Here is a 22,971-nt window from a genome sequence, read left to right as displayed (position 1 = left end):
CTCCCCGGAGGGTCAGTGGTCGAGCGCGCGGCCGCGAGCCTGCGCGGCCTGCGCGACTCGGTCCGCGAGCCTGGACGGCAGTCCGCTGTCCAGGACCTGGACGGACGGGGCGGTCGCGACGGTCGCGAACGCGTCGGGGGCTCGCTCGATGATGCGGCGGGCTCGGGCGATGATCTCGTCGGGGTCCAGACCGTTGGCTGTCGCGAATCGGCGCCAGTGACGACCGTAAATCGCCGCCACGCGGTACTCACCGCCTATCCTCATGGCCAGCCGGAGCTTTGGTAGGTAGACGTCGTCGTAGGCGAGCACGCTGGCGACGTCGTAGAGCGGCGCGAGGCGGGCCTGGGCGCCGGCGAGCAGGACGGAGTAGTTCTTCGCATGCGCGTCCGTTCCCCCGATGACCCAGTTGAACGCCAGCGCGTCGACGAACCGGTCCACGTGCTGGGCGGCCGAGGCCGCCGGCCGGACGTATCTGCGCAGAATATCGATGATCTGCTCGGGGCCGGGCCCGCCCTCGTTTTGGTACTTGATGGTCGGCGATACACCGGCCGCTTGGCACATGTCTTCTTGGTGGACGCGGATGACTCGTCCCGCGGGGTTCTGGACCCGGTCATAGCGGGATACGGCGATAACCCTTTCGGCGCCGAAGGACAGCACCTCCGTGTGTGCGACCGACATACCGAGCAATCTCGCGGCTGACAGGCAAAGGTGCTCGTTGAGGTCGTGGTCGTCCAGTCCGCTGATCGCGGGCTTGAGGATGTGCGTGGTCGGGGTCGCGCCAGCAGGATCGCCCCACCGCCCAGTGAAATCGTCATAGTGCAGCGCCGTCTTCGCCTGCGCGCCAGCGAGGCTGAACTGCCCCGTGCTATGCGCGTGCCACGCGGTCGGGTCCGCACGCAGAATGCGCAGCCGGTCGGCTATCTCGGCTTCGTCGAGCCACCGGACCGAACCCTTGCCGGCGAGTAGCGCGTCGACGCGTTCTGGAATCACGAACTGCGCTCCGCCAGCGCAGTCCTCGCCGACATGCCGCAGCAGCGCGAACGGGTTGCGTGGCGAGACCTGGTACTCCGCCGCCCACCGCTCCAGCACTCTTTCGTTGTCCGGAAGCAGGCCCCAGATAAAGGCCCGCACCGGACCGTCACCATGCTCGGGCTGGCCTACGGGCATGGACAGGGACAGGGGAGTCGCGTTCTGGTCGGCCGACCAGGCCTCGTCATAGGTGAAGCGGAACTTGCCGGTAGCGTCCATTGCCAACTCGCCGACACGCCGTCCCCCCAGCAACACGACGAGAAGGCGATCGTCAGGCATGGGCGTCACCATGAGGGCCGCCTGGATTCTCGTAGCGTCGGAGGACCTCGTCCAGGTCGATGTCGTCGGGGCCCAACACGATGGGCGCGGCCAGCAACATCTGACCCAGCGCGTCCATGACCCGGAAGACGAGCCCGATCTCGGCGGTGGGCTTGCCGGCCTCCATGTCCGAGAGCCACCGACGGCTTACCAGCGCCTCAGCGCACAGCTGGATCTGTGTCATGCCCCGTCGCCGGCGCTCCGCCCGCACGAACAGCCCGAGGCTCTGGGCATCCGTAAGCCGTATTCCGGCCTGGTCGTGTGCGCGCACGTGCACACTCTAGTCGATGTGCGCGTCCGTGCACATCGGCTCCTCTGCGCATGTACGTGCGCATCGACTCCACTGTGCATGGACGCGCACAGTCGCCCGGCCGGTGACCTACCGCCAGGGACCGCGGGGCCGCACTGTCATGTCGCTTTTCCGCGAGACCTGGCGCCGGGCGGCGAGCCCGCTGGACGGGTGGACATGGACGTTGAGCGGTGTATGCGAGCTTTGCGCGAGGGGTTTTGCGACTAGCCTCGCGGAGTCGCATTTCAGCTCTGTGTGGCCAGGTACGGGGCGCGGTCAAAGGATCGCGGCAGCCGTCTGTGACACCCCAGTCGGCCCTTTATCTCCCGAGATGCTGCGCAGTAAACTCCACCAGAATATCTTCGATGTAGTCGGTGCTGACGACCGTCGGGTGCAGAAAGGCGTCTCGGATGTGCCACACAAACCAACTCTCCTCCTGTTCGCTCATCGGTCGGCTACTCCGGAACGACCGGACAAGGGCTTGCGGTTCAGGAGCTATTAGAGAGAGGGGCGGTAGTGGGTTCCGGTTCCCGTACGCGTAGAACGGGTGAAAACCAAAACCTTCGCCAGATCGGGTCTCGGTGGTGTGCTCAAGCAGCATTCCGTGGCTGCTCAATATGATCGTTCGATAGATATCATTTATTGTCGGTAAGTCGGTGCTTACTCCATTCGTGACTGGGTAGAATTCTCTCGTCCCCGTCTTCGAGGTGTCGAGGACCCACCCCGAGAGAATCGCCTCGGTCCGCCGCCGACGTTTCGTCAGTACAATCGGAACGCCTGCATCGCCACCGGCCGTAGCTAGATGCGCCGTTTGTTCTGCGATGTTGCGAACCCTCTGCACCCTAGCTTGAATATATGCGTGAGGGTCCGATAGCTCGGGTGGCAGGCTCGCGATGAACCTGGCTTTCTCTTCCTTTAGTCGAGCGCGCGCCGGCCCCTCGGCGGCTTTCCGCAGGTGCTCGGCCCGAGCCGCCTCATCCTGACGTTCTCTTGCTGCGCGAACGCGCCGGTCAAACTCTTCGTCAAATTTTCCTGACATCGAATCGCCTCGACATTCTGCCCGTCGATTTTGGCGCCCCCTATTCGCGCTGCAGCTATCGTACAGATAGTGTCAACTGGCAGTGTCTGCATCTGGGGTGTAAGGCGCGGCGTGGCGTCTCATGATCGACACCATGGGCTGACGTCGGTCATTTCGGTGCCCGTCCTGTGGGTCTCAGACGTTCGCCCCGAAAGATCCGCGCGGACGTGTTGCCGTCGTCGTGAATCTGCCGAAATCACGACGCTGGCAGCACGTCGGCGGTGATCAAGGGCCGCACGTTGGTGAAGGCGGTACTGACTGGCGGCTGGGCACCCCAGCGCCACCCCACCGTCCTGGCCGCCCAATGCCGCGGACGCGCCCGCATCCGCAGCGAGCGCCAACAACGCGCTGGGACGACCACGATCACACGCCGCCTGACCTACCTCGGTACACGCTCGTGGTCAGCGCACCAGTGTGTTGTCCGCGGCAGTCGGTCCGGTAGTGCTGCCTCGCCACGAGCTTGATCAGCAGATGTGTACTGGAATCCGAGCTGACGGCCCGCCGGAACTCGGATGTGAGTACACACATGGCGATCTTCCCTGGTGAGGGCGGCCGGACGTTGCCGGACAGCGCACCAGGACGGCGTCGGGGGCATGTGCCCCCACGAGATCCTCACGCGGAGTGCCGGATGGCCACGGGTACGACCTGGGGCCATGTGATCACGATTCTTGCCAGCCAGCAGCCAGCAGCCAGCAGCCAGCAGCCAGCAGCCAGGCCGGCTGGGCCGGCTGGGCCGGCTGGTGTCAGATGTGGCCGCACCGTCATGTCGTATTTCCGCGAGACCTGGCGCCGGGTGGCGAGCAGGCTAGACGTGTGTACATGGACGTTGAGCGGTGTGTGCGGGCTGTTCAGGCGCGGGACGAGCGCTTCGACGGCTGGTTCTTCACCGCTGTGCTCACCACCGGGATCTACTGCCGCCCCAGCTGCCCGGCGACGCCGCCGAAGCCGGAGAACATGCGGTTCTTCCCGAGTGCCGCCGCGGCGCAGCAGGCGGGCTTCCGGGCCTGCAAACGCTGCCGGCCGGGCGCCGTGCCGGGCTCGCCACAGTGGAACGAGCGCGCGGACCTCGTCGCCCGCGCGATGCGGCTGATCGCGGACGGGCTCGTCGACCGCGAGGGCGTGCCGGGGCTCGCCCACCGGCTCGGCTACAGCGTCCGCCAGCTCGAACGGCAGCTGATGGCGGAGCTGGGCGCGGGGCCGCTCGCCCTGGCCCGTGCGCAGCGCGCGCAGACCGCGCGCCTGCTGATCGAGACCACGAAGCTGCCGATGGCCGACCTGGCGTACGCGGCTGGCTTCGCCAGCGTGCGCGCCTTCAACGAGACGGTTCAGGAGGTCTTCGCGCTCGCGCCCAGCGAGCTGCGGACGCGGGCGAAGGCCGTCGACGGGCCGGGAGCACCGGGCACCGGAACGGCCGGTACGAGAACGGCCGGCACCATCGTCGTGCGGCTCCCGTTCCGCCGCCCGCTGTGCCCGGACAACCTGTTCGGCCACCTCGCGGCCACGGCGGTGCCGGGGATCGAGGAGTGGCACGACGGCGCCTATCGCCGGACGCTGCGGCTGCCGCACGGACATGCCGTCGTGGCACTGCGCCCGGCGCCGGAGCACATCGAGTGCCGGCTGGCCCTGTCCGACCTGCGCGACCTGACGACGGCGATCAACCGGTGCCGGTGGCTGCTCGACCTGGACGCCGACCCGGTCGCGGTCGACGCCCAGCTCGGCGCCGACGAGGCATTGGCCCCGCTGGTCGCCAAGAGCCCCGGCCGGCGGGTCCCGCGCACCACCGACCCGGCGGAGTTCGCGATCCGCGCGGTGCTGGGCCAGCAGGTGTCGACGGCCGCCGCGCGAACGCTCGCCGCGCGGCTGGTGGCCGCACACGGCGAGCCCGTCGAGGACGCCGACGGCGGGCTGACCCACCTGTTCCCGACCACGTCGGCGCTGGCCGAGCTGGACCCGGAGACGCTGGCGATGCCCCGGTCCCGGCGGGCGGGCGTGGGCGCGCTGGTCACCGCCCTCGCGGCGGGGGACGTGGAGCTGGATGTCGGTGGCGACTGGGAGCGGGCGAGGGCGCAGCTCGCGGCGGTGCCGGGCGTCGGGCCCTGGACGGTCGAGATGGTCGCGATGCGCGCGCTCGGCGACCCGGACGCGTTCGCCGCCACGGATCTCGGTGTGCGGCGCGCGGCGGGCGATCTCGGCCTGCCGTCGACGCCCGCGGCGTTGACGAAGCGCTCGGCGCCCTGGCGGCCGTGGCGCGCCTACGCGGTCCAGTACCTCTGGGCGACCGGCGACCACCCCATCAACCGGCTTCCGGCCGACTGACCCCACTGACCGACCCATCCGACTGACCCGCCCGACTGACCGAAGGAAAGAAGATGCGTGCCCACCAGTCAGCACACGTGACCCACACGGTGGTCGACAGCCCGGTCGGGGACCTCACCCTGGTCGCCGTCGACGGCGTGCTCGCCGGCCTGTACATGGAGCAGCAGCGGCATCGTCCCGGGCCGGAGACGTTCGGGGATCGCGACCCGGCCGCGTTCGGCGACGTCGTCGCCCAGCTGCGGGCCTACTTCGACGGGGAGCTGACGGCCTTCGACCTGCCGCTGGCCCCGCGCGGGACCGAGTTCCAGCGCGCCGTGTGGGCCGGGCTGCGCGAGATCCCCTACGGGCGGACCATCTCGTATGGCGAGCTGGCCGACCGCGTCGGTCGGCCGGGTGCGGCGCGCGCCGTCGGCCTCGCGAACGGCCGCAACCCGATCGGCATCATCGTGCCGTGCCACCGCGTCGTCGGGTCCACCGGCGACCTGACCGGCTACGGCGGCGGCCTCGACCGCAAGCGGCACCTGCTGGCGTTCGGGGGGAGCCGTGTCCCGGCCGCGGCCGGGACGGACGTGCGCCGCACGTTGTGGTGAGCCCAGGGCTCGGGTCCGGGGCGGCCGAAAGGGCCGGCCCCGGACCCGGGTGACGCGAGCGCCGCCTATGGGGCCGGCGGCGGGGTGAGCAGGCCGGTCTCGCGGAGGTAGCTGACGACCTGTTCGGCGCTTGCCTCGGGGGTGACGGCGCCGGAGGCGTCGAGGTGGAGTTCGGGGTGGATGGGCGGTTCGTAGGGGGAGTCGATGCCGGTGAAGTTGGTGAGCTCGCCGCGGCGGGCCTTGGCGTAGAGGCCCTTGCGGTCGCGGGACTCGGCCACCTCGAGCGGTGTGTCGACGAAGACCTCGACGAACTCGCCGTCGTCGAGGAGCCCGCGGGCGAGTTGGCGTTCGGCGCGGAACGGCGAGATGAACGACGTGAGCACGATGAGTCCGGCGTCGGCCATGAGCCGGGCGACCTCGGCGATGCGGCGGATGTTCTCGACGCGGTCGGCCTCGGTGAAGCCGAGGTCCTTGTTCAGGCCGTGGCGGACGTTGTCGCCGTCGAGGAGGTAGGTGTGGTGGCCCTCGTCGTGGAGCTTCTTCTCGACGAGGTTCGCGATGGTGGACTTGCCGGCGCCGGACAGGCCGGTGAACCAGACGACCGCCGGACGCTGGCCCTTGGCCGCGGCCCGCGCCGCCTTGTTCACCTCCACGGCCTGCCAGTGGATGTTGTCGGACCGGCGCAGCGCGAAGTGCAGCAGGCCGGCGGCGACGGTGGCGTTGGTGAACCGGTCGATGAGGACGAAACCGCCCATGTCGCGGTTCACCGTGTAGGGGTCGAACGCGATCCGCCGGTCCAGGTTGAGGTTCGCGACGCCGATCTCGTTGAGCTCCAGCGTGCGGGCCGCGGTGTGTTCCAGCGTGTTGACGTTGATCTTGTATTTGGGCTGGGCGACGGTCGCGCCGACGGTGCGGGTGCCGAGCTTGAGCAGGTAGGACCGGCCTGGCAGCATCGGCTCGTCGCTCATCCACACCAGGTGGCACTCGAACTGGTCGGCGACGGCCGGCGGGTCGCTCGCGGCGGCGAGCACGTCGCCGCGGCTCACGTCCACCTCGTCGGTAAGGGTGATCGTGACCGACTGGCCGGCGATGGCCTCGGCCAGATCGCCGTCGGCGGTGACGATCCGGTCGACGGTGCTCTCGGTGCCCGCCGGGACGATGCGGACCCGGTCGCCCGGGCGGACCGTGCCACCGGTGACCTGGCCGGAGAAGCCGCGGAAGTCCAGGTCCGGCCGGTTGACCCACTGGACCGGCAGCCGGAACGGCCCGCCGGCCTGGCCGCCTGCGACCTCGACGGTCTCCAGGTGCCCGACCAGGGTCGGGCCGGTGTACCACGGGATGTTCGGGCTCGGCTCGGTGATGTTGTCGCCGCGCAGCGCCGACAGGGGTATGCAGGCGATGTCGGTCAGCCCGATCTTCTCCGCGAAGGCGCGGTAGTCGGCCTCGATGGCGTCGAAGACGTCCTTCGAGTAGTCGACGAGGTCGAGCTTGTTGACGGCGAGCACCACGTGGCGAATGCCGAGCAGGGAGACCAGGTAGCTGTGGCGGCGGGTCTGGGTGAGCACGCCCTTGCGGGCGTCGATCAGGATCACCGCGAGGTCGGCCGTGGACGCGCCGGTGACCATGTTGCGGGTGTACTGCTCGTGGCCCGGGGTGTCGGCGACGATGAACTTGCGGTGCTCGGTGGAGAAGAACCGGTAGGCGACGTCGATCGTGATGCCCTGCTCGCGCTCGGCCGCCAGGCCGTCGACGAGCAGCGCGAAGTCCAGTTCACCGCCCTGCGTGCCGACCTTCTTCGAGTCGGACTCCAGCGCCGCCAGGTGGTCGGAGAACACCAGCTTCGAGTCGTAGAGCAACCGGCCGATCAGCGTGCTCTTACCGTCGTCGACGCTGCCGCAGGTGATGAACCGCAGCATCGACTTGTTCTCGTGCTGGCGTAGGTACTCCTCGATGTCGGTGGCGACGAGGTCGCCCGCCGCGTGCGCCACTACCGCTCACCCGCCATCAGAAGTACCCCTCTTGCTTCTTCTTCTCCATGGACCCCGACGAGTCGTGGTCGATGACCCGGCCCTGGCGTTCCGAACTGGTCGTGAGCAGCATTTCCTGGATGATCTCGGTCAGCGTCGTCGCGGAGCTTTCCACCGCCCCGGTCAGCGGGTAGCAGCCCAGCGTGCGGAACCGGACTTCGCGCTGCTCGGGCACCTCGCCCGGCGCCAGCCGCATCCGCTCGTCATCGACCATGATCAACGTGCCGTCGCGCTCGACGACCGGCCGCGGCGCGGCGAAGTACAGCGGGACGATCGGGATGTTCTCGTGGTGGATGTAGAGCCAGATATCCAGCTCGGTCCAGTTCGACAGCGGGAACACCCGCACCGACTGGCCCGGCCCCTTGCGCGCGTTGTACAACCGCCACAACTCGGGGCGCTGTTGCTTGGGATCCCACCGATGCGCCGCGGAGCGGATCGAGAAAACCCGCTCCTTGGCCCGGGACTTCTCCTCATCCCGACGCGCCCCACCGAACGCGAGGTCGAAGCCGTATTTGTCCAGCGCCTGCTTGAGGCCCTCGGTCTTCCAGATGTCGGTGTGCGCCGCGGAGCCGTGGTCGAACGGGTTGATGCCCCGCGCCAGTGCCTCCGGGTTCTGGTGGACCAACAGGTCCAGGCCCAGGTCCGTGACCAGCGTGTCGCGGAACTCGTACATCGCCTTGAACTTCCACGTCGTGTCGACGTGCAACAACGGGAACGGCGGCTTCGACGGGTAGAACGCCTTCCTCGCCAGGTGCAGCATCACCGCGCTGTCCTTGCCCACCGAATACAGCATCACCGGCCGCTCGCTCTCCGAGACGGCCTCCCGGAAGATCTGGATGCTCTCCGCCTCGAGGCGCTGCAGGTGGCTTAGGCGAGTGGTGCTCGGGAGCGGGCCCCGGATACCACCGTCGGTCGGCGCGCTCATGCCCACTGGATCTGGTCGCGCACAGTAGACCGTTCGAGCATGCCGTAGGTCTCCTCTCCGTCCCACGAGTACCTGCACTCGCCCTGAAACAGCACCGGGAAGTTCGGCAGCTCCGGCCGGTGGACCGTGTCGTGGGTGGTGTTCACGGTCACACCCTCGATACGGGTGATCCCCAACTCCGACTCGAACACCACCGGGACCGGGTCGCCCGACGGTACCAGCCGCCGCAGCCACGGAGCCTCGACCACACGCGCCGGAATGAGCTTCCCCTCACCCAGATACAGGAACCCCTCGTTGAACACCTCGCGGCCATCCGGGTGCGGAGGGTAGGTGATGTACCCGAACCCCCGCCCGCTCGGGAACACCGCCGACTGCCACGTGTGGCCCCGGAACTCCTCCAGGTGGCGAACCCCCTGCCGCTTGATCCGCAACCCGGATCCGGTGAAGGTCTTCTCCTCACCCGGCACCTCGACGACACCCGTCGCGGTGAACAACTGCTCGATACGGGGCCCGTGGCCCATCATGTCGCCGTCGCTGGTGTTCTTCAGCTGCTCGGCCGCGTCGGCGCGCAGCGAGCCCTGCTCCCAGGGCGGCACGGCCATCGTGGTCTCGACCTCGACCCGCAGGTCGACCGTCGGGCCGTCCTGCCTGCCCTCCACCAACGCCTGTGACGTCGTCTCGATCGCCGGGCCGTCGTAGGTCATCCGCCACCGCCGGTATGGCTCGATCACCTCGAACGCCAGCCCGCCGGCCCCCAGGATCGCGGGCTGCCCGGCGGCGTTGAACGGCGAACGCGCCGCACCGGGGCTGCGCAGCCGATACACCCGGCCGTCGGCGAACACCACGTTGAGCGTGACGACGTGCGTGTCCCAGCTGGACGCGACGGCCTCGATCCCGAACCGGGGCAGCCCGATCTCGCCCTTGTCGTCCGTCACCCAGAAGCTCGCCGAGTCCCGCATCTCGGGATTCTCCGGCCGGGAGGGAAAGAAGAACTCCCGCTCGACGGGCAGGCCACCGCTGAGGTCTATCGCCATGGAGATCGTGTCCTTCCTAGCTCGTGCCGGCGTCGGTGGGCTGACCGTGGCTGGTCCAACGCCCCGCACGGGCGGTGTACTCCGCGAACAGCGGCCGGATGGTGTCGAGGTCGAGTCCGTAGTCGGCGGGGTCGGAGTGCTTGACGCGCACGCGGTCCTCGGAGTTCTCCTTCCACCAGCGGCGCATGTTCTCCTCGAACGCCGGTGTGACCGGCTGGCCGAGCCAGTCGTAGAGGCCGCGGATCTCGCCGATCGGGTCGCGCTGCATGGCCCTGAAGTCGATGTCGTGGAACCGGTGGGAGTTGCCGTCGTCGCGGAACGCCAGCGTCCGGTCCATTCCAGTCGCCAGGACCGTGGTGTTCAGCGTGCCGATGTAGTGCCTGTCGACGGTGTCGTTGAACCGCAGCGCGACGTTGGCGTAGACGTCGCAGACCGAGACCAGGACCTCGGTCGGGTCGCGGTGGGTCATCACGAACCTGGCCTCGGGGAAGGCTCTGTCGATGTCGACCAGGTGGGCGAGGTGGTTGGGGTTCTTCAGCCGCCACGGCTTCGCGGGCTGGCCCCACTGCAGGTACTTCAGTGCCCGACGCATGTACCGGAACGTCTCGGTGAGATCCGCGTCCAGCAGCCAGGCGGCGTAGGAGGGGACGTGGGCGAAGCACTCGAAGTAGTGCACCTTGAAGTCCAGGAGCATCAGCTCGTGGCATTCCTGCGGGCCGTCGGGGAAGGACGGGACGAGAGCCTTGTCGAGCTCGGTGCGCCGGGACTGGACCTCGATCTGGCGCAGCAGCCGCGGGTCGGGGGACTCCCGCACCGACGCCGGCGGCGGGACGAGCTCGGTGGCCTCCCAGCGGCGCAGGTACCGGATGTCCGGGTCCTCGGCGAGCAGGCCCGCCAGCGCGGTCGAGCCGGTCCGGGGAAGGCCGAGGGCGATGAGCGGCCCGATGATCGGCGCATCGTCGGTCTCGGGATGGTCCTTGTACCACTGCTCGATGTGCAGCCGGGTCCGGAGCGCCCCGAGCATCATGCCGCGCAGCGCGGCCTGGCCGGTCGCGTTGAGCTGGGCCTCGGTCTCCAGGGCCTGGGTGACCCGCTCCAGGCCCTCTCGGAAGGAGTCACCGCCGAAGTCGTCGAGACCGGTCGAGGTGCGTGCCTCGTCGATGAGGCCGTCGGCTAATCGCACGTGAGCGCTCCCTTCTCGCGGCCACTCCCACGCCCTACGGATACGTGGGCACGGTCGGCGCCCGCCTGGTGGGTGGCCGGTGCCGCGCGGGGGAGTGGGGACCGTGTATGGGTGAGAACGGTCGGCCGGCTGGCCCGGCCTATTTCGTGACAGTAGGGTGCCATGAATACCAGCGTCCCGGCAACACCCAATGAGGAGGCGGGCGGGCAGGTGGGTGACGACCGGCTCGACGGGCGACCGGAGACGACGCCCGACCCGGAGCCCCGCGACGTCGGCGACGTCGGCGACGACGCGGCGGCGGGCCGCGGCCGCCGCCGCTACGACAGCCCGCTGCGGCGCGAGCGCGCGGCGCGGACGCGAGATCGCATTCTCGCCGCCGGGTCCGAGCTGGTGCACGAGTTCACCACGTGGGACTGGAAGGGACTGACCTTCCGCGCCGTCGCCGAGCGCGCCGGCGTGGGGGAGCGCACCGTCTACCGGTACTTCGCCACCGAGCGGGAGCTGCACGACGCCGTCATGCGCCGCCTCGGCGAGGAGTCGGGGATCAGCTACGAGGGGCTCAGCCTCGACGGGATGGGCCCGATCAGCGCGCGGCTGTTCGCGACGCTGCCGTCGTACGCGGTCACGCGGTGGAGCGACGAGACGCCGTCTCAGCCGACACTGGTGGAGGCGGACGCGGTCCGCCGGGAGGCCGTCATCGGCGCGGTCGCGGGGCCGGCCGCGGACTGGGGCGACGAGGAACGGCGGATGGCCGCGGCCATGCTCGACGTGCTGTGGAGCGTGCCGTCCTACCAGCGGCTGCTGACGGCCTGGCAGTTCGACGGCGAGCAGGCCACCAGGGCGATCACCTGGGCGATCGGGGAGCTCGCCGACGCGATCCGTGAGGGTCGCCGCCCGCCGCCGCGTGAGCCACCCGCCACCGCCTGAGCGGACCGGACGGTCCTGCGACGCGCGGCGCGGTCGTGCGACGCGCGGCGCGGCCCTGCCCCGCCGCGCGTACGGCGGCGCGGCCCTGCAGCGTGCGGAACGGGCCTACAGTGTGCGGAACAGTCCGCCGTCGGCGAGGATCTGGGCGCCGTTGATGTAGCCGGACGCGTCGCTCGCCAGGAAGACGCAGACGCCGACCAGGTCCTCCGGGACGCCGATGCGTCCCATCGGGTTCATCTCGGCGGCGCGGCGCTGCGCCTCCTCACCCCATGCCTTGGAGATGTCGGTGTCGAACGCGCCCGGCAGCACCAGGTTCGCGCGCACCTTCGGGGCCCACTCGCCGGCCAGCCCCAGCGTGAGCGCGTTCAGCCCCGCCTTCGCCATGGCGTAGGGAATGTCGTGCGGGCCGGGCCGCAGCGAGCCGGCGGTGGTGACGTTGATGATCGATCCGCCGTCGCCGACCGCCATCCGCTCGCCGACGAGCGCGGACAACCGGAACGGCCCGCTGGCGTTGACGGCGTGTACCTTGTCGTAGAGCTCCCGGGTGACCGTGGAGAGCTTGTCGTACAGCGGCGACATGCCGGCGTTGTTGACCAGCACGTCGACCTTGCCGAACTCGGCGTAGACGGTCTCGACGAGCCGGTCGCAGTCGTCCCAACTACCGACGTGACAGGCGACGGGAAGCGCGCGCCGGCCGGTGGCCACCTCGATCTCCTTGGCCGCCTTCTCGCACGCCTCGAGCTTGCGGCTGGCGATGACGATGTCCGCGCCGGCGGTCGCCAGGCCCTCGGCCACCGCCCGGCCGATGCCACGGCTGCCGCCGGTGACGATCGCGACCCGGCCAGTCAGGTCGAACAGCTCCGCAGGAGTCCTCATCGGGCGCCCTCCGTCCGAATCGTTGTCGACGTCGAAGTCAATTCTTGTCTCGAGGATCGTGCGGACGCCATGCCAGGAGGCGGTGACGTGACGTGCCCTGGGCCACCCTCGGCTCCGGCTACGAAAATATAGTTGACTTGGTCCGCTGTCCACGGCGCGCCGGTCCAGTCCGGTATACCGATGGCGTGTGCGGCCAGGTTAGGCGAGGCTGGAGATAGGGCTGCCGGCCAGGGGCGGCGACCCGGCGAAGCCGGGCTGGGGCGAGCCGGTCTCCCTATACAGTTGACCCGGTCGCGGTGCGGCGCCCGGGCCGTCGACATCTCAGGAGGACGAGTGGCGGACGAGCTTGGCGCGGGCGGTCTGCGGTTCGAGCGGGACGGCGCCCTCGGGTGGCTGTACATCGACCGGCCGCACGCGCGCAACGCCTTCACCCCGGCCATGTACTTCGGCATCAAGAAGGCCGTGCACCTGGTCAACTCCGACCCGGACCTGGCCGCCCTCATCATCACGGGCACCGGTGACGTCTTCGCCCCCGGCGGTGACCTGGCCGGCCGCAGTGACCCGGGTGACGAGCAGCCCCCGAACATCGGCGCCCACATGCTGCCGTTCCTGACCATCCGCGACAGCACCGCGCCGGTGATCGCGGCCGTCAACGGCATCTGCCAGGCCGGCGGCCTGCTGATCGCGATGATGTCCGACATCTGCGTCGCCAGCGACCGTTCGACCTTCCGGGTGCCCGAGCTGCTGCGCGGGATCCCGGACGCGACCTACGCCGCCACCCTGCCGGCGCACGTCGGCATCGCCGTCGCCCGCGACCTGCTCCTGTCGGCCCGTAAGTTCGACGCGGCCGAGGCGCAGCGGATCGGCCTGATCTCCCGGGTCGTCCCGCACGAGCGGCTGCGCGAGGAGGCGGTCAACGCTGCCAGGCAGGTGCTGATGACGCCGCCGATGGCCCGCACGCAGGTCAAGCGGATGCTCAACGAGCGCTACGGCTTCATCGACTACCAGACGATGTTCTTCGCGCTGGAGAACTCGCCGGAGCCGCGCGAGGGCATGCGCGCCTTCATGGAGAAGCGCTCGCCGGAATGGGTCCCGAAGCAGTTCGCCCAGGACGGGCCGCTGTGAGCGAACCTGCCGCCGTTACCCAACCCGTCGCGGTTACCCAACCCGTAGCCGTGACCAAGCCTTTCGCCGTGAGCCAGCCCGTGGGCCCGCGCGACGCGCTCGCGAAGGCTTGGCCGGCGCGATGACACCGTCGGCGGCGGCGGTCACGGGACGTGTCCCCGCCGCCGGGACGTTGCGGCCGCCAGTCCGGCGTAGCCCGCAGAAGATCGCGCATGTGCTGGCGGCCGATCTGCGCCGCCAGATCCTGCGCGGCACGCTGGCCGCCGACGCGCGGCTGCCGCCCGAGGCCGAGCTCATGGCGGCCTTCGACGTCTCCCGCGACACGCTGCGCGAGGCGCTGCGGATCCTCGAGGCCCAGTCGCTGCTCGACGTCCGCCGAGGCCGCGGCGGCGGGGCCGTCGTGCGCCGCCCCGGCCTGACCTCCGCGGGAAGCTACGTCGCCCTCCTCCTGCAACTGCGCGGTACCACGCTGGAACAGCTGGAGGAGGCCCGCTCGGTGCTCGAGCCGCCCGCGGCGGGGCAGCTCGCCCTGCGCCCCGGCGACGACGCGCTCGACCACCTCGCCACGCTGCACGACAACGAGCGCGCCGCGGGCGACCTGCTCGCGTTCGTCACCGCGGTCTCGACCTTCGACCAGGCCGTCACCGACCTCTCCGGGAACCGCTCGATCGCGGTGATCGCCGGCATCCTGCGGGTGATTCACGCCGGTCAGGTGTACACCGCGCTGGACGCCGCGGACCCGCGGTCCGCCGAGCGGATCGGCCGGCGGATCGTCGCCGCGCACGGCGCGTTCCTCGCGGCCGCTCGCCAGCGGGAGGCGGCCGCGGCGAGCCAGGCCTGGAGCGGCTACCTGCTGTCCACCGGCCGGCTGTTGGTTCCCCGTGGCCGCGGCCGGGTGCCGATCGACGTCGTGCCGCTGTGGCGCGCCCACTCCGACGGCGCGTCCACTGGCGGCGCGTCCGCGGGAACGTCCACGGGCGGGACCTCCACCGGCGGGGCGTCCGCTGGCGGGACGTTCGCGGGTGCCGCGGCGCCGCCACAGCGGATGGCCGCCGTCGTCGCCAATGAGATCCGGGCCCGCATCGCCGAGGGCCGCCTCGCCGACGGCGACCGCCTGCCGTCGCTGGCGGGCCTCGCCGCCGAGTTCGGCGTCTCCCGGCCGACGCTGCGCGAGGCGCTGCGGATCCTGGAGATGGAGTCGCTACTGACACTGAGGGCCGGCGATCGCGCCGGCGCCCAGGTTCACCACCCGTCCACGCTGGTCGCCGCCCAGCTCGCGGGCACGGTGCTCGAAGCCCGCCAGGTCACCCTCGGCGACTACTTCCACGCCGTCCGCCTCATCGAGCCCGCGATGATGGAGCTCGCGGCCACCCGGATCGACGACGGGTCGCTCGCGGCGCTGCGGTCGCTCGTGGCGGAGATGGCGACCGCGGCCGATGACATCCCCCGCTTCTCCGACGCGTGGCGGCGCGCCACCGCCGTCGCCTTCGGCACGACGGGCAACCCCGCCCTCACCGTGGTCGCCGAGATCCTCCAGTGGGTGCGCCTGGGCACGAGGCCGGCGGTCAACGTACCGCCCGACGACTCGTGGGCCGCCGTCACCAGCCGCCTCGTCCCGCTGTTCGCCGAGCTGGTCGACGCCCTGGTCGCCCGCGACCCCGGCCGGGCCCGCGGGTGCTGGGCGGCCCTCCTCGACGTCAACGTCCCCTTCGCCGAGTCCCACGACTACGCCAACCGCCTCATGGTCGACGTCATTGATGAGCCCGTCGGCGTCGTCCGGCCGGTGACCCCTACGGAACCGTCTTCTCGCCCGCGCCCGCCGCGGCGGACTCGAGCTGGGTCAGGTGCCGCTCGATGAGCGCGAGGGTCTCCTCGTGGCCGGTGGTGACGCCGAGAATGTCCTCCGAGATGAGGATCCGGGCTATGCCGACGACGACGAGGGTGACCACCGCCGGCGGTACCGCCTCGACGTCGACGCCGGCGTCCGCGAGAAGGCCGGTGAGGGCCTTTATCTGGAGCGCGCGGAAGCGTTCCGCGTAGTCGGCGATCTCGGTGCGGATGGCCTTGCGGTGGTTCGCCAGCGCCTGGAACTCCGACAGCAGGACGGTGCCCACCGGCTCGCTGGAGAGCTCCCAGAGCGCTCGCAGCGGCTTTTCCGAGGCAAGCGCCTGCTCGTAGCGCCTCAGATTTAGTTCGGCGCCTTTCTGGAAGAGCGCGAGGAAAAGGTCGTCCATCGTGCGGAAGTAGTAATGCACGAGCGCGGGCTTGACGCCGGCCTTCGCCGCGACCCGCCGCGAGGTCGCCGCGGCGTAGCCTTCCTCGATCATGATCTGGGCGGTGACGTCGAGCAGCGCGGCTCTGGTCTTCGAGTCCGACGCGCCCATCCGGCGGGGGGTGGTCATGACGCGGCGTTCCGTGCCGCCGGCCGGGACCCTTCGGGCACCCGTGCCCCTACCAGCCCGGACGCCGCACCCCTTGACGTATGGGGCGACGGGAAGGTAGGCATGCGCCCAGCATAACGATTGGGCGAGCGCTCAGCACGAGACTCGCCCGAGGGCCCCGCGCCCGCCGCCACAGCACCGCTAGCACCAGGCACCGCTAGCACCCAGCACCACCAGCCCCGGCACCACCAGCATGCCGCGACGCGACGCGAGGAGCCAGATCGATGACCGACACGGCCACGGCCCCGTCACCGTCGACCCGCTACACGGGCAGCCGGGTGGCACGGGTCGAGGACAGCCGGCTGCTCACCGGGCATGGAACCTTCGTCGACGACATCCAACGGCCGGGAATGCTGCACGCCTGCTTTGTGCGCAGCCCGTTCGCCCGTGCCCTGATCAACGAGATCGACGTGTCCGCCGCGCTCGCGCTTCCCGGAGTACGCGCCGTTTTCACGGCCGCCGACCTGAACTCTGAGGTGCACGAGCAGTGGTACTCCTCCTACGGCCCGAATGTGCCGGACACCCCGCGTCCGCCGCTCGCCGTCGATGAGGTCCGGTTCGTCGGTGACCCGGTCGCGCTGGTCGTCGCGGAAAACCGCTACATAGCCGAGGACGCCGTCGAGCTGGTCGAGGTCGACTACGAGCCCTTGACCGCCGTGGCCGACTATCGCGTCGCCCAGAGCTCGGACAACCTCGTTCACCCGAAGTTCCCGAACAACGTCGCGGGTGGCCTGGCTGGCCCGCCGCCGTCGGTCGTCGAGGCCGCCTTCGCCTCGGCCGCGCATGTCGCCGACGAGACCTTCTACCAGCAGGCCTACGCCCCCGTCCCCATGGAGACCCGGGGCATGGTCGTCGAATGGGCCGCCGACGGCGGGGAGCTGACAGTCTGGGCGGCGACCCAGACTCCGCATGAGGTGCGCGCCTTCGGCGCCCGCTTACTGGGGCTCGAACCCGAGCGCGTCCGCGTCCTCATGCGCGACACCGGTGGCGGTTTCGGCCAGAAGGTCGTGCCGATGCGCGAGGACATGTGCATCCTGCTCGCCTCCCGCAAGGTCCCGGCCGCCCTCAAGTGGATCGAGGACCGGCGGGAGAACCTGATGGCCGCCGGCCAGGCCCGCCACGAGCACGGCCACGCCAGGATCGCCTTCGCCGCCGACGGCACGATCCTCGCCGCCGGCATCGAGCACACCCAGGACGTCGGCGCGTACCCGACGCCGTGGCCGGTCGGCGCGGCCGCCGCCGTGGGGCTGCTCTTCCCCGGCCCGTACAAGGTGCCGCTCGCGACCTGGTCGACGACGTCGGTCTTCTCGAACACCGCCGGGCGCCACGCCTACCGCGGGCCCTGGCAGTTCGAGTCGGTCGCCCGCGAGCTGCTGCTCGACATCGCCGCCCGCGACCTCGGCCTCGACCCGGTGGAGCTGCGCCGCCGCAACATGCTCAGCCGTGACGAGCTGCCCTACCCGAACCCGGCCGGCATGCCGCCGTACGACCACTCGTCGCCGCTGGAGACGTTCGAGCTCGCGCTGAAGATGCTCGACTACGACGCGTTCCGCGCCGAGCAGGCGGCTGCCCGCGCGGCCGGGCGCTACCTGGGGGTCGGCACCTGCACCTACATCGAGCCGACCGCCACCGGCCAGCCGTACTACGCCTGCGAGGGCGCGGTCATCCGCATCGACCCGTCGGGCCAGGTCACCGTCATCGTCAACGGCGGCTCGGCGGGCAACAGCCTGGAGACCACCGTCATCCAGCTGACCGCCGACGCCCTCGGCGTCAGCCTCCACAACGTCGACACCATCCAGGGCGACACGTCGGTGACGCCGTTCGGTTCCGGCACCGCCGGCAGCCGCAGCGGCTCGGCGACGGCCGGCGCGGTGGCCGAGACGGCGTCGGTCCTGCGGGCGAAGCTCGCCGAGCTCGCCTCCGCGCATCTCGGTGTCGCTCCGGAGGACATCGAGATCGGCGACGGTCAGGCGAGCGTTACCGGGACGTCGCTGTCGATGACCTACGCGCAGATCGCGGAGCTCGCCGGGCCGGGCGGGGTCGAGGCCAGCGCCGAGTACACCGCCAAGGCTCCGATGCTGTGGTCCAACGCGACCCACGTCTGCACCTGCGAGGTCGACGTCGTCACGGGCAAGGTGACCCTGCTGCGCTACATCGTCGGCGAGGACGTCGGGCCTATGATCAATCCGAACATCGTCGAGGGGCAGATCGCCGGCGGCACGGTCCAGGGCATCGGCGGCGCGCTGCTGGAGCACATGGTCTATGACGACGACGGCAACCCGCTGGCCAGCACGTTCGTCGACTACCTGCTGCCGACGACGACCGAGGTGCCGGACATCGAGTACGGCCACATGGAAACGCCGGCGCCCGGCCCGGGTGGCCACAAGGGCGCCGGCGAGGGCGGGGCGATCGGCGCTCCGCCGGCCGTCATCAACGCCGTCGCCGACGCGCTGTCGCCGTTCGGCGTGAAGATCACAGACCTGCCGGCGAGTCCGGCCGCGATTGTTGCGCTACTCACCGAGGCGGGGCACTGATGGAGCTGGTGAACGAATTCCGGGTCGCACTGCCAGTCGAGGCTGCCTGGGAGCTACTGACCGACCCGGAGCGGATCGCACCCTGTATGCCGGGCGCTCAACTGCTCTCGGTCGACGGCGAGGACTTCCACGGCGCCGTCAAGGTCAAGGTCGGCCCGATCGTCGCCCAGTACAAGGGAAAGGCCACCTTCCGGGAGAAGGACGCCGAGACCCACCGCGCCGTCATCAAGGCCGACGGCAAGGAGTCTCGCGGCCAGGGCAACGCGAGTGCCGTCGTCACCATGGGGCTCACCCCCGACGGCGACGGCACCGCCGTCCACCTCGTCACCGACCTGACCATCTCCGGCAAGGCCGCGCAGTTCGGCCGCGGCGTGCTGGCCGACGTCAGCGGGAAGCTGGTCACCCAGTTCGTCCGCAACCTGGAGGCCGACGTGGTCGCGGCCGGCACCGCCGGACCGGCCGACGTCAGTCCCGGTGAGCCAGCCAGCCCCACAGGCCCCGCCGCCTCGGCCGGCCCCGCGATCTCGGCCGGCCCCGCCGAAGCGTCGGGGCCGGCTGGGGCGGACGGCTCCACCGGCTCCGCTGGTCGGGCCACCCACTCCTTCCACTCCTTCGCCTCGCCGGCCGCCAGCGAGGCGACGCCCTCGGCCCAGCCCGTCGCGTCGGCATCCGCACCGGCACCCNCGGGGCTCGCCGCCACCCCGCCGCCGCCGCCGCCGTCGGCGGCGGCGGCGGCCGGTGCGGTCGCGACGGTGCCGGCACCCACGCCACCGCCCGCCGTACCCGCATCGACGCCACGGCCCGCCGCACCCGCGCCGGCGCGGACCGCCGAGGCCGAGCCGGTGAGCCTGCTCGGCGTCGTCGCCGGGCCGCTGGCCAAGCGGGCGCTGCCGGTGCTCGTCGGCGCGGCCGTCGTCGGGCTGGTCATCTGGCTGATCGTGCGCAACACCTGACCGTGCCGAAGGCCTGACCGTGCTCAAGGCCTGACCGAGCCCAAGGTCTGACCGTGCCGAACAGCCAACCGTGCCCAACCTCTGACGCTGTCGTCAGAGAAGCCCCGCCGAACCGTCCTGGACCACCCGTCCGCATTCCCCTTCTCGCGCCGGGCTCGGCATTTCCGAGCGCGCGGCCCTCCGGAGGACGACGACCGTGAGCACCGACACCGCCACCGCCACCGCCACCGACATCGCCTGGGACCCGTACAACCGCGCCTACGCCGACGACCCTTACCCGATCTTCCAGCGGCTGCGGGAGGACGTCCCGCTCTACTACAACGAGCAGTACGACTTCTACGCCGTCAGCAGCTTCGCCGACTGTGAGCGCGGCCTGCCCGACTGGAAGACGTTCTCGTCCGCCAAGGGCGGCATCCTGGAAATCATCAAGTCCGGGATCGAGCTACCGCCGGGCACCCTCATCTTCGAGGATCCGCCGGCCCACGACCTGCACCGCAAGCTGCTGTCCCGCGTCTTCACCCCCAAGCGGATCGGCGGGCTCGAGCCGAAGGTCCGCGACTTCTGCGTCCGCACCCTCGACCCGCTGGTCGGCGCGGGCCGGTTCGACATGGTCGAGGCCTTCGCCAAGGAGTTCCCGATGCGGGTCATCGGGATGCTGCTCGGCATTCCCGAGGCCGACCAGGCCGGCATCCGCGACGCCGGCAACGACGCGCTGCGCACCGAGGCCGGCGGCCAGATGGACCTCTCCGACGGCCCGCTCCTGTCCGGCGAGATCTTCGGCCCCTACATCGACTGGCGCCGCGAGAACCCGTCCGACGACCTGATGACCGAGCTGCTGACCAACGAGTTCACCGACGAGAACGGCGTCACCCGCACCCTGACCCGCGACGAGATCCTGACCTACGTCACCGTCGTCGCCGGCGCCGGCAACGAGACCACCGGCCGGCTGATCGGCTGGGCCACCTCGACGCTCGCGAAGTTCCCCGAGGCCCGCGCCGAGCTGGTGGCCGACCCGTCGCTGATCCCGGGCGCGATCGAGGAGCTGCTGCGGTTCGAGCCACCCGGCCACGCCATCGGCCGCTACGTCACCAGGGACGTCGAGTTCCACGGCCAGACGGTCCCCGCGGGCTCGGCGATGATGTTCATCATCGCGAGCGCGAACCGCGACCCGGCCCGTTACCCCGACCCGAACGCCTTCGACGTCCGCCGCCGCATCGGCCAGCAGCTGACCTTCGGTCTCGGCGGTCACTACTGCCTCGGCGCCGCGCTCGCCCGCCTGGAGGGCCGGGTCGCGCTGGAGGAGATCCTGAAGCGTTTCCCCAGCTGGGACGTCGACTGGGAGGCGGCGAAGATCGCGTCGACCTCGACCGTGCGCGGCTGGGAGTCCCTGCCGGTCGTGGTCGGCTGATGAAGCCCGCGCGGTTCGAATACCACCGTCCCAGCAGCGTCGACGAGGCGGCCGCGCTGCTCGCCGAGCTGGGCGACGAGGCCAAGATCCTCGCCGGCGGCCAGAGCCTGGTGCCGATGCTGTCGCTGCGCCTGGCCTACTTCGACCACCTGATCGACGTGTCCCGGCTGGCCGAGCTGCGCGGCATCACGGTCGACGGCCCGAGCCTGTACGTGGGCGCCGGCACGACCGAGGCCGCCGTCGGGGCTGATCCGGGCGTTGCCCGCGCGGTGCCGCTGCTCGCCCGGGCGACGCCCCTGATCGGGCACTTCCAGATCCGCAACCGCGGCACCCTCGGCGGCTCGATCGCGCACGCAGACCCGGCGGCCGAGTACCCAGCCGTCGCGCTCGCGCTCGACGCCGAGCTGGAGGCCTTCTCGGCCTCCGCCGGCCGGCGGGTCATCCCCGCGGCCGAGTTCTTCACCGGCCTGTGGAGCACGGCGCTGGAGCCGGACGAGCTGCTCGTCGGAGTGCGCTTCCCGGTGTGGACGGGCCGGTGCGGCTTCGCGGTCGAGGAGTTCGCCCGCCGGGCCGGCGACTTCGCGATCGCCGGCGTGGTCGTCGGCCTCGAGCTGGACGGCGACGACCGGGTCGCGCGCGCCGCGATCGGGATGCTGGGCCTTGGCTCGACGCCGCTGCGCGCGCCGGTGGCGGAGGCGGCCGCCGTCGGCCAGCGGGTCGGCGAGCTGGACGCGGCCGAGCTCGGCCGGCTGGCCATGAGCGGCCTGGAGGACATCCCCGCCGACCTGCAGGGCTCGGCGGACTACCGCGTCCGGGTCGGCGCCGAGCTGGTCGCGCGGGCCTGGGCGACGGCGAGGGCGGAAGCGGCTGGCTCCGACCGGGCTGGCGTCACGGCGGCGAGTACGGGAGCGATCGATGGCTGAGTTGCCGGTCCGACTGACGGTGAACGGCGAGACGATCGAGAGGACCGCCGAGCCGCGGATGACGTTGGCTGACTTCCTGCGGGAACGCTGCGGCCTTACGGGCACGCATCTCGGCTGCGAACACGGCGCCTGCGGTGCCTGCACTCTGCTGGTCGAGGGCGCGGCCGTCCGCTCCTGCCTGATGTTCGCCGTCCAGGCCGACGGTCTCGACGTCACGACCGTCGAGGGCATCGCCGCTCCCGATGGCACCCTGTCCTCGGTCCAGGCAGCGATGCGCGACTGCCACGGCCTGCAGTGCGGCTTCTGCACCCCCGGCTTCGTCATGTCGATCACGGCGCTCCTGCGCGACAACCCGAAGCCGACCGACGAGGAGATCCGCGAGGGCCTGTCCGGCAACTTCTGCCGCTGCACCGGCTACCAGGGCATCCTCGCGGCGGTCCACCAGGCCGCCGAGAGGGCCTGACGGCGCTCGGCGGCCCCACCGAGGGGCACCGCCGCGCCGGGACCGCCATCCATGTCCAGATCGTGGTGGATGGGCGGGTCCATAGGCAGGCTGAGCTGACACAGTTCGCACCCGATGGTTCGGAGTGCGTCAGTTCAGCGTGCCTATAGACCTGCCCATCCGACACAGTCGGAGCGGCGCGGCGCCAGCCACCCGCGAGGACCGCGACGCGCGGCCAACCTGGGCGTGGATCCGGTCCATCGCGGGCCGCTATGGCCCGCTCAGCCGTGCGGGGACTGGCGCTCTCCGTGACCGGCGCCGTGACACGCCGGCCAGTGGCGCGGTCGCAGGCGCGGTGGCGTGCTGACCCGTTGACGTGGCCGGCCAGCGGCGTGGCCGGCCAGCGGCGTGGCCGGCCAGCGGCGTGGCCGGCCAGCGGCGTAGCCGCCGGTACATGGTGGCCATGGCCAGGAAGCGTCGGAATGCTCGTCGCCGCGCCGCCGGCGGCGTGAGGGCATTGGCGCATCCCGCGGGGGTCTACACTCACCGGATG

The 22,971-nt window shown here is 70.9% G+C and carries 19 protein-coding genes; 10 read left to right on the top strand and 9 right to left on the bottom strand.

Features of this window, described 5'->3' with window-relative positions:
• Positions 1 to 12: 12 nt before the first annotated feature.
• From FRCN3DRAFT_RS0232015 to FRCN3DRAFT_RS54450, 3 genes are all read right to left on the bottom strand, one after another.
• The gene (locus tag FRCN3DRAFT_RS0232015; RefSeq protein WP_035925444.1) at positions 13 to 1,308 is read right to left on the bottom strand and encodes a type II toxin-antitoxin system HipA family toxin; all 1,296 of its coding nucleotides are present in this window, start codon (positions 1,306 to 1,308) and stop codon (positions 13 to 15) included.
• Positions 1,301 to 1,618: a helix-turn-helix domain-containing protein gene (locus tag FRCN3DRAFT_RS50025; protein WP_007508432.1), complete on the bottom strand. Its 318-nt coding sequence runs from the start codon at positions 1,616 to 1,618 to the stop codon at positions 1,301 to 1,303. Before FRCN3DRAFT_RS50025 ends, FRCN3DRAFT_RS0232015 begins: the two co-directional genes overlap by 8 nt.
• Before the next feature lie 337 nt (positions 1,619 to 1,955).
• On the bottom strand, positions 1,956 to 2,675 hold the full coding sequence (locus FRCN3DRAFT_RS54450; RefSeq protein WP_007508430.1) for a hypothetical protein: 720 nt from the start codon (positions 2,673 to 2,675) through the stop codon (positions 1,956 to 1,958).
• Positions 2,676 to 3,551: 876 nt separating this feature from the next.
• On the opposite strand from FRCN3DRAFT_RS54450, the gene FRCN3DRAFT_RS0232000 reads away from it, so the two are divergent.
• Entirely contained in the window at positions 3,552 to 5,030 is a 1,479-nt protein-coding gene (locus tag FRCN3DRAFT_RS0232000; protein WP_269799840.1) for an AlkA N-terminal domain-containing protein, read from the top strand.
• 53 nt (positions 5,031 to 5,083) lie between these two features.
• Positions 5,084 to 5,620, top strand: coding sequence for a methylated-DNA--[protein]-cysteine S-methyltransferase (locus tag FRCN3DRAFT_RS0231995; RefSeq protein ID WP_007508426.1), 537 nt, complete (start codon positions 5,084 to 5,086; stop codon positions 5,618 to 5,620).
• A gap of 65 nt (positions 5,621 to 5,685) precedes the next feature.
• Here the strand turns inward: FRCN3DRAFT_RS0231995 and cysN are convergent, their stop codons facing one another.
• Genes cysN through FRCN3DRAFT_RS0231975 form a run of 4 tightly spaced genes read right to left on the bottom strand, consistent with a single transcriptional unit; the run spans position 5,686 to position 10,789 of the window.
• Positions 5,686 to 7,608 (bottom strand): sulfate adenylyltransferase subunit CysN, encoded by a 1,923-nt coding sequence (cysN, locus tag FRCN3DRAFT_RS0231990; protein WP_007508424.1) that lies wholly within the window; start codon positions 7,606 to 7,608, stop codon positions 5,686 to 5,688.
• A 16-nt stretch (positions 7,609 to 7,624) separates the two neighbouring features.
• Entirely contained in the window at positions 7,625 to 8,572 is a 948-nt protein-coding gene (cysD, locus tag FRCN3DRAFT_RS0231985; RefSeq protein ID WP_007508422.1) for a sulfate adenylyltransferase subunit CysD, read from the bottom strand.
• Positions 8,569 to 9,606: a hypothetical protein gene (locus tag FRCN3DRAFT_RS0231980; RefSeq protein ID WP_007508420.1), complete on the bottom strand. Its 1,038-nt coding sequence runs from the start codon at positions 9,604 to 9,606 to the stop codon at positions 8,569 to 8,571. Before FRCN3DRAFT_RS0231980 ends, cysD begins: the two co-directional genes overlap by 4 nt.
• A gap of 16 nt (positions 9,607 to 9,622) precedes the next feature.
• Complete coding sequence (locus FRCN3DRAFT_RS0231975; RefSeq protein WP_007508418.1) at positions 9,623 to 10,789, bottom strand: sulfotransferase family protein; 1,167 nt, start codon at positions 10,787 to 10,789, stop codon at positions 9,623 to 9,625.
• Positions 10,790 to 10,951: 162 nt separating this feature from the next.
• On the opposite strand from FRCN3DRAFT_RS0231975, the gene FRCN3DRAFT_RS0231970 reads away from it, so the two are divergent.
• Positions 10,952 to 11,716, top strand: coding sequence for a TetR/AcrR family transcriptional regulator (locus FRCN3DRAFT_RS0231970; protein ID WP_007508415.1), 765 nt, complete (start codon positions 10,952 to 10,954; stop codon positions 11,714 to 11,716).
• A gap of 105 nt (positions 11,717 to 11,821) precedes the next feature.
• Here FRCN3DRAFT_RS0231970 and FRCN3DRAFT_RS0231965 read toward each other — a convergent pair whose 3' ends face one another.
• The gene (locus FRCN3DRAFT_RS0231965) at positions 11,822 to 12,592 is read right to left on the bottom strand and encodes an SDR family NAD(P)-dependent oxidoreductase (RefSeq protein ID WP_007508414.1); all 771 of its coding nucleotides are present in this window, start codon (positions 12,590 to 12,592) and stop codon (positions 11,822 to 11,824) included.
• A 333-nt stretch (positions 12,593 to 12,925) separates the two neighbouring features.
• On the opposite strand from FRCN3DRAFT_RS0231965, the gene FRCN3DRAFT_RS0231960 reads away from it, so the two are divergent.
• Together FRCN3DRAFT_RS0231960 and FRCN3DRAFT_RS0231955 are read left to right on the top strand one after the other, a co-directional pair.
• Positions 12,926 to 13,717, top strand: a complete 792-nt coding sequence (locus tag FRCN3DRAFT_RS0231960; RefSeq protein WP_007508412.1) for an enoyl-CoA hydratase/isomerase family protein — start codon at positions 12,926 to 12,928, stop codon at positions 13,715 to 13,717.
• Between the two features lie 121 nt (positions 13,718 to 13,838).
• Entirely contained in the window at positions 13,839 to 15,575 is a 1,737-nt protein-coding gene (locus tag FRCN3DRAFT_RS0231955) for a FadR/GntR family transcriptional regulator (protein WP_007508410.1), read from the top strand.
• Here FRCN3DRAFT_RS0231955 and FRCN3DRAFT_RS0231950 read toward each other — a convergent pair.
• Entirely contained in the window at positions 15,508 to 16,119 is a 612-nt protein-coding gene (locus FRCN3DRAFT_RS0231950; protein ID WP_007508408.1) for a TetR/AcrR family transcriptional regulator, read from the bottom strand. The genes FRCN3DRAFT_RS0231955 and FRCN3DRAFT_RS0231950 overlap by 68 nt on opposite strands.
• Before the next feature lie 263 nt (positions 16,120 to 16,382).
• Between FRCN3DRAFT_RS0231950 and FRCN3DRAFT_RS0231945 the strand changes: the two genes are divergently transcribed.
• The 5 genes from FRCN3DRAFT_RS0231945 (at position 16,383) to FRCN3DRAFT_RS0231925 (ending at position 22,439) form a co-directional block, all read left to right on the top strand.
• Positions 16,383 to 18,692: a xanthine dehydrogenase family protein molybdopterin-binding subunit gene (locus tag FRCN3DRAFT_RS0231945; protein WP_007508405.1), complete on the top strand. Its 2,310-nt coding sequence runs from the start codon at positions 16,383 to 16,385 to the stop codon at positions 18,690 to 18,692.
• On the top strand, positions 18,692 to 19,645 hold the full coding sequence (locus tag FRCN3DRAFT_RS0231940; protein ID WP_007508403.1) for an SRPBCC family protein: 954 nt from the start codon (positions 18,692 to 18,694) through the stop codon (positions 19,643 to 19,645). Before FRCN3DRAFT_RS0231945 ends, FRCN3DRAFT_RS0231940 begins: the two co-directional genes overlap by 1 nt.
• Positions 19,646 to 19,841: 196 nt before the next feature.
• Positions 19,842 to 21,053 carry a cytochrome P450 gene (locus tag FRCN3DRAFT_RS0231935; protein WP_007508401.1) on the top strand — a complete coding sequence of 404 codons (1,212 nt, stop codon included), beginning with the start codon at positions 19,842 to 19,844 and terminating at the stop codon, positions 21,051 to 21,053.
• On the top strand, positions 21,053 to 21,976 hold the full coding sequence (locus FRCN3DRAFT_RS0231930) for an FAD binding domain-containing protein (protein WP_007508400.1): 924 nt from the start codon (positions 21,053 to 21,055) through the stop codon (positions 21,974 to 21,976). The genes FRCN3DRAFT_RS0231935 and FRCN3DRAFT_RS0231930 overlap by 1 nt, the downstream gene beginning before the upstream one ends.
• Positions 21,969 to 22,439, top strand: coding sequence for a (2Fe-2S)-binding protein (locus tag FRCN3DRAFT_RS0231925; protein ID WP_007508397.1), 471 nt, complete (start codon positions 21,969 to 21,971; stop codon positions 22,437 to 22,439). Before FRCN3DRAFT_RS0231930 ends, FRCN3DRAFT_RS0231925 begins: the two co-directional genes overlap by 8 nt.
• Positions 22,440 to 22,971: the final 532 nt, after the last annotated feature.

The organism is Pseudofrankia saprophytica, from assembly GCF_000235425.2.
Taxonomy (GTDB): domain Bacteria; phylum Actinomycetota; class Actinomycetes; order Frankiales; family Frankiaceae; genus Pseudofrankia; species Pseudofrankia saprophytica.
Note: the sequence above shows the minus strand (reverse complement) of the source record. Positions and strands in the feature narration are given on the sequence as shown.

Coding starts and splice junctions, on each gene's coding strand:
- FRCN3DRAFT_RS0232015 (WP_035925444.1), bottom strand. CDS start 1,308: ATGCCTGACGATCGCCTTCTCGTCGTGTTGCTGGGGGGACGGCGTGTC.
- FRCN3DRAFT_RS54450 (WP_007508430.1), bottom strand. CDS start 2,675: ATGTCAGGAAAATTTGACGAAGAGTTTGACCGGCGCGTTCGCGCAGCA.
- FRCN3DRAFT_RS0231995 (WP_007508426.1), top strand. CDS start 5,084: ATGCGTGCCCACCAGTCAGCACACGTGACCCACACGGTGGTCGACAGC.
- cysD (WP_007508422.1), bottom strand. CDS start 8,572: ATGAGCGCGCCGACCGACGGTGGTATCCGGGGCCCGCTCCCGAGCACC.
- FRCN3DRAFT_RS0231980 (WP_007508420.1), bottom strand. CDS start 9,606: ATGGCGATAGACCTCAGCGGTGGCCTGCCCGTCGAGCGGGAGTTCTTC.
- FRCN3DRAFT_RS0231970 (WP_007508415.1), top strand. CDS start 10,952: ATGAATACCAGCGTCCCGGCAACACCCAATGAGGAGGCGGGCGGGCAG.
- FRCN3DRAFT_RS0231965 (WP_007508414.1), bottom strand. CDS start 12,592: ATGAGGACTCCTGCGGAGCTGTTCGACCTGACTGGCCGGGTCGCGATC.
- FRCN3DRAFT_RS0231955 (WP_007508410.1), top strand. CDS start 13,839: ATGACACCGTCGGCGGCGGCGGTCACGGGACGTGTCCCCGCCGCCGGG.
- FRCN3DRAFT_RS0231950 (WP_007508408.1), bottom strand. CDS start 16,119: ATGACCACCCCCCGCCGGATGGGCGCGTCGGACTCGAAGACCAGAGCC.
- FRCN3DRAFT_RS0231945 (WP_007508405.1), top strand. CDS start 16,383: ATGACCGACACGGCCACGGCCCCGTCACCGTCGACCCGCTACACGGGC.
- FRCN3DRAFT_RS0231930 (WP_007508400.1), top strand. CDS start 21,053: ATGAAGCCCGCGCGGTTCGAATACCACCGTCCCAGCAGCGTCGACGAG.
- FRCN3DRAFT_RS0231925 (WP_007508397.1), top strand. CDS start 21,969: ATGGCTGAGTTGCCGGTCCGACTGACGGTGAACGGCGAGACGATCGAG.